This window comes from Candidatus Protofrankia californiensis, from assembly GCF_900634765.1.
Classification (GTDB): domain Bacteria; phylum Actinomycetota; class Actinomycetes; order Frankiales; family Frankiaceae; genus Protofrankia; species Protofrankia californiensis.
Genome location: NZ_CAAAFT010000120.1, coordinates 4,708 through 9,389, shown reverse-complemented (window position 1 = coordinate 9,389; position 4,682 = coordinate 4,708). Strand labels below are relative to the sequence as shown.

General features: G+C 67.5%; 3 protein-coding genes. All 3 read left to right on the top strand.

Annotated features, from left to right (window positions below; genetic code table 11):
- Window positions 1-1,166 (top strand): glycerol-3-phosphate dehydrogenase/oxidase (locus DD1DGNOD_RS07185; protein ID WP_131769709.1); only part of this gene is annotated, 1,166 nt, incomplete at its 5' end.
- Between the two features lie 830 nt (window positions 1,167-1,996).
- Window positions 1,997-3,259 carry an XRE family transcriptional regulator gene (locus DD1DGNOD_RS07180; protein WP_131765826.1) on the top strand — a complete coding sequence of 421 codons (1,263 nt, stop codon included), beginning with the start codon at window positions 1,997-1,999 and terminating at the stop codon, window positions 3,257-3,259.
- Between the two features lie 192 nt (window positions 3,260-3,451).
- Entirely contained in the window at window positions 3,452-4,366 is a 915-nt protein-coding gene (locus tag DD1DGNOD_RS07175) for an acyl-ACP desaturase (RefSeq protein ID WP_131765825.1), read from the top strand.
- Window positions 4,367-4,682 lie beyond the last annotated feature (316 nt).

The following is a 4,682-nucleotide window of genomic DNA, read 5'->3' as shown; positions in this document are numbered from 1 at the left end:
CCAGCGCCCGGGTGACGGGCCTGCTGCGCGAGGGCGACCGGGTCACGGGGGTGCGTGTCCACGACCTCGAAGGCGGCGGGCAGATCGACGTTCGCGCCCGCCAGACCATCAACGCCGCGGGCGTGTGGACCGACGACATCCAGGCGATGGCCGGTGGGCGTGGCCAGCTGTCGGTCCGTGTCTCCAAGGGCATCCATCTGGTGGTGCCGCGGGACCGGATCCACTCCACCACCGGGCTGATCCTGCGCACCGAGACCAGCGTGCTGTTCGTGATCCCCTGGGGCAGTCACTGGATTGTCGGAACGACCGACACGGACTGGAACCTCGACCTCGCCCACCCGGCTGCCAGCAGCGCCGACATCGACTACCTCCTCACGCGCCTCAACAGGGTGCTGCGCACGCCGCTGACCACCGACGACATCACCGGTGTCTATGCGGGGCTGCGGCCGCTGCTGTCGGGCGAGTCGGAGGACTCCTCCCACCTGTCCCGGGAACACGCGGTGGTCTCGCCACTGTCCGGCCTGACCATGGTGGCCGGCGGGAAGTACACCACGTACCGGGTGATGGCCAGGGACGCGGTCGACTCGGCCGTGCACGGGATGAACCGTCACGTACCGCCGTCCTGCACCGATCGGATTCCCCTCCTCGGCGCCGACGGCTACCCGGCGCTGTGGAACGCGCGGGAGGCGCTCGCCCAGTCCGTCGGGATCCACGTGGCCTGGGTCGAGCACCTGTTGGGGCGCTACGGCACCCTCACGCAGGAGGTCCTCGCCCTTGTCGGGCAGCGGCCCGAGCTCGGACGGCCGGTACGCGGGGCCGGCGCCTACCTGGCGGCGGAGGTCGTGTACGCCGCCTCCCATGAGGGGGCACTGCACCTGGACGATGTGCTCACCCGCCGTACCCGAATCTCGATCGAGACCTGGGACCGCGGGCTCGAGGCCGCCGTACACGTCGCCGAACTCGTCGCACCCGAACTGGGCTGGGACCAGCGGGCCGTTGCCGCCGAGATCGAGCACTACCGGGCGCGGGTGGCGGCCGAGCGGGAGTCCCAGCAGCAGGCCGACGACCGGACCGCCGATGCGGCCCGCCTCGGCGCGCCGGACGTCCGGGCCGGCGGCCGGTCCTGGCACGGACAGTCCGAGCCGGCCCTCGGCCGAGGTCGGTGACCGGCCGCAGAAAAGCGCGCCGAGACGTCCGGAAAGCGCCCGAAAATGGTTCATGAAACAACTGGGAAACGTCTAGGAAATTGACGCCGTATGGCGGTGCCAACCGGACGGCAACCTGACGACACAGAGACATTAAAAAGTCACTCTGCGCCATCAAGGCAGGTCACGACGGCGAACCGGGACGGTATCGATAGAAGAAAAACAGGGGAAAAACACTGAAAAAACCAAGCTCGAAGAAGGAGTCGGGCGAGCACGGACGGACCTTCCGCAAGAAAACCAATCACCCCGACCGGGAGCCGAAAAATTGATTTCGCCCGGGTGAACACAGGGGTAACGCGTAACCACGTCCCGACCGAACGACGCCCCCCGAGTGGGGATGACCACTGGTCATACACGGCATGAGTGGTAAGTTACATGGGTAGTGGGACTCTGTGCTCGCAGAACACCGGATCGGCTCGCGACGTCTGCCCGTTCTGGAGGTCCGCCTATATCTGTACGCCCTCGACGCCGACCGACGGACGGGCGAACAACCTGACCACTCCCGGGGTCGGGCAACATCTACTGGCCGCTTATAACACAGCCCCCCGCATTGCCGACACGGGGAGGTACACCCCCTGGGTTCGTCAGGCTAGCCAACACCCCGATCCCGCACCGACCAGAACAAGTCGCAGGATTCTCGGAGCCGTTCCGGATCTTTCGTTCGATCAACAAGCCGGACAGAAGATCTGCAAACAGGCTCCCCTGAGAGGGACAGCAACCCCGCAAAGGGACGTTGTATTCGCACGGCTACGATTGACAGTAGTTCCGTACGGAGACGGGAGAGACCCGCCGTGACAACGCAGGCACATCCAGGAGGGGATCCGGACGGACCCCGCCGACAGCCTGAAGCTGCCGGCCGTACCCGGAACACCACCGACCTCCCCGACACCGGCCGCAGGCACGCCGGCCAGCCGGTCCAGGAGCAGATCACACCTGCGAACACCGGCCTGGACCTGCTGTGGACGGGTGACGGACTCACCCGGGAACTCGTGAAGATGACCCACGCCAGACAGCCTCACCGCTTCCTTCCGGTGTCGGGACCATCCCTGGACTCCGCCGCGGAACGGTGGCTGGCAGCACGCGCGCGCCGCGAGGGGGCCGTACCCACCGGTCAGCTCGTCGACGACCCGCTCGTCCGCGGTTTCGAGGACCGGGTCGACGCCCTGCGGCGGATGAGTGACGTCCTCGGCGGCAACGACGTGTACGCCCTGTCCCGCACCGAACTTGCGATCACCGTCCGCCTGCTGCGCGTCGGTACCCACAGCGACACCCATCAGGCCCGCCTCTACGCGGTCGCGGCGGAGCTGGCGCGGCTGGCCGGGTGGGCGATGTACGACGTCGGGCAGTACGGTACGGCCCAGCGTTGCTGGCTTGTTGCGCTGCGCGCCGCCCACGAGGCGGGCTCGCCCGCTCTCGGTGCCAACGTCCTGCGCTGTATGGCCGAACAGGTCACCTGGTACGGGCAGCCCGCGGACGCGGTCAGCCTGCTGCACCGCGCCCAGGCCGGTGCCTGCTCCATGCTCAGCGCCATCGAACGGGCTGTGATCGCGGCCGACCTGGCCGTCGCCCACAGCCGCGCGGGCAACAGCAGGGATGCCACCGCCGAAACCGACCTCGCCTACACGTTGATCGACGAGGTCCGGCCCGAGGACAACCCTCCCTACATGTACTGGGCGCGTCGCAAGGACGTTGCGTTCTCCGCCGGTGAGGCGCTGCTGTCCGGCGGCAACCCCGACGAAGCGATACCCCACTTCGAGGCTGCCCTCGACGACCTCGACGACCTCGACGAGGAGGTACCTCGCGACCGCGTCGAGTTCCTCACCAGACTGGGGGTCGCCCACGTCCGGACAGGCGACGCCGAGAAGGCCGTAGCCCTGGGCCACGAGGCCATCGCCCACGCCATGATGATTGAATCCGGCATGACGCGCCGGGACATCACCCGCCTGTGTCAGGAGGTCGAACAGGCCGGACACTCCGCGGCGGCGGCCGGCCTGATCGACCACGCCCGTGGTGCGCTCGGCCTGGCAAGCCTGTCCTCCCTCACGTCCTCCTGACAGCCTGTCGTCCCCGCACGTCCCTCTGACAGTTTTCGATCATGTATGGGCCGGCGCCGAGAAGGCGCATGATTGCATTACCTTGGGTCCTCCGGTGGCTGCGCTTTTGTTCCCGGGGAACAGACTGCGGGGGCGGAGTCCACACCTGCCGGACGTAGTCCGCCACGCAGTTGGCCTGCCAGGGTGACAGGCATGACATCCGCCCCAGACATCAACCTGCTGCACGAACTTGAGCCCGTCGCCGCGGCCAACCTCAACCGTCACCTGGACCTCGCCGCCGAGTGGATGCCGCACGAGTACGTCCCGTGGAGCCTGGGTCGTGACTTCGACACCCTGCCCTGGGAACCGGGCCAGTCCAGGCTGTCCGACGTGGCCCAGATCGCCTTCGAGGTCAACCTGCTCACCGAGGACAACCTCCCCAGCTACCACCGTGAGATCGCCACGATCTTCGGCCGGGACAGCGCGTGGGGTACCTGGGTGCACCGCTGGACGGCCGAGGAGGGACGTCACAGCATCGTGATGCGGGACTACCTGATGGTCACCCGTGGTATCGACCCGGTCGCCCTCGAACGCGGCCGCATGCACCAGATGGAGAAGGGGTTCGCCAGCGGCGACAAGACGCCCCTGCGCACCATCGCCTACGTGTCGTTCCAGGAACTCGCCACGCGGATCAGCCACCGCAACACCGGGCGTTTCACCCAGGACCCGGTCGCCGAGAAGCTCCTTACCCGGGTCGCCGCGGACGAGAACCTCCACATGATCTTCTACCGTAACCTGGTCACCGCCGCGTTGGAGATCGCCCCGTCCGCGACGGTGCAGGCCATCGCCGAGGAGATCATGACATTCCAGATGCCCGGGACGGGCATCGACGACTTCGAGAACAAGGCCAAGCGGATGGCCAAAGCCGGCATCTACGACCTGCGCATCCACCACGACGACGTTGTCACGCCGCTGCTTCGGCACTGGAAGTTCTTCGAGCTGACCGGCCTGGACGCAGAGGCCGAACAGGCTCGCGAAAACGTCGGGCACTATCTCAAGGCCCTGGACGACCTCGCCCGCACATACGAGGAGAAGCGCGAGAAGGCACTGGCCGCCGCCTCCGCCTGAGAGCTTGAACGGCGGGAGCCCGGGCGGGTGTTCTCCGGCTCGGGCTCCCCGCTTCTTCGCCCTCTCCGGCCGCGTTCGACGCCACTCGACGCACAGAATTAACTCCTGTTGGTGACGCTGCGATCGGGCCCATGGGTGGCGCAACGAGCCTCCGCATGTGGCACAACGAGCACCGGGCCGGCGACCGGTCACGCGGTGGCGAGCCCGGTGCCGGGAGACAATGACCGAGGGTCTGTTGGCCTCCGACCGCACCGCACCGCACCGCACCAGACAACAACCAACAGGAGACCTCGTGCAGCTCGGGATGATCGGCCTT

What these genes read in the sequence shown, in the direction of transcription:
- DD1DGNOD_RS07175 (WP_131765825.1), top strand. Translation starts at nt 3,452, where the DNA reads ATGACATCCGCCCCAGACATCAACCTGCTGCACGAACTTGAGCCCGTC.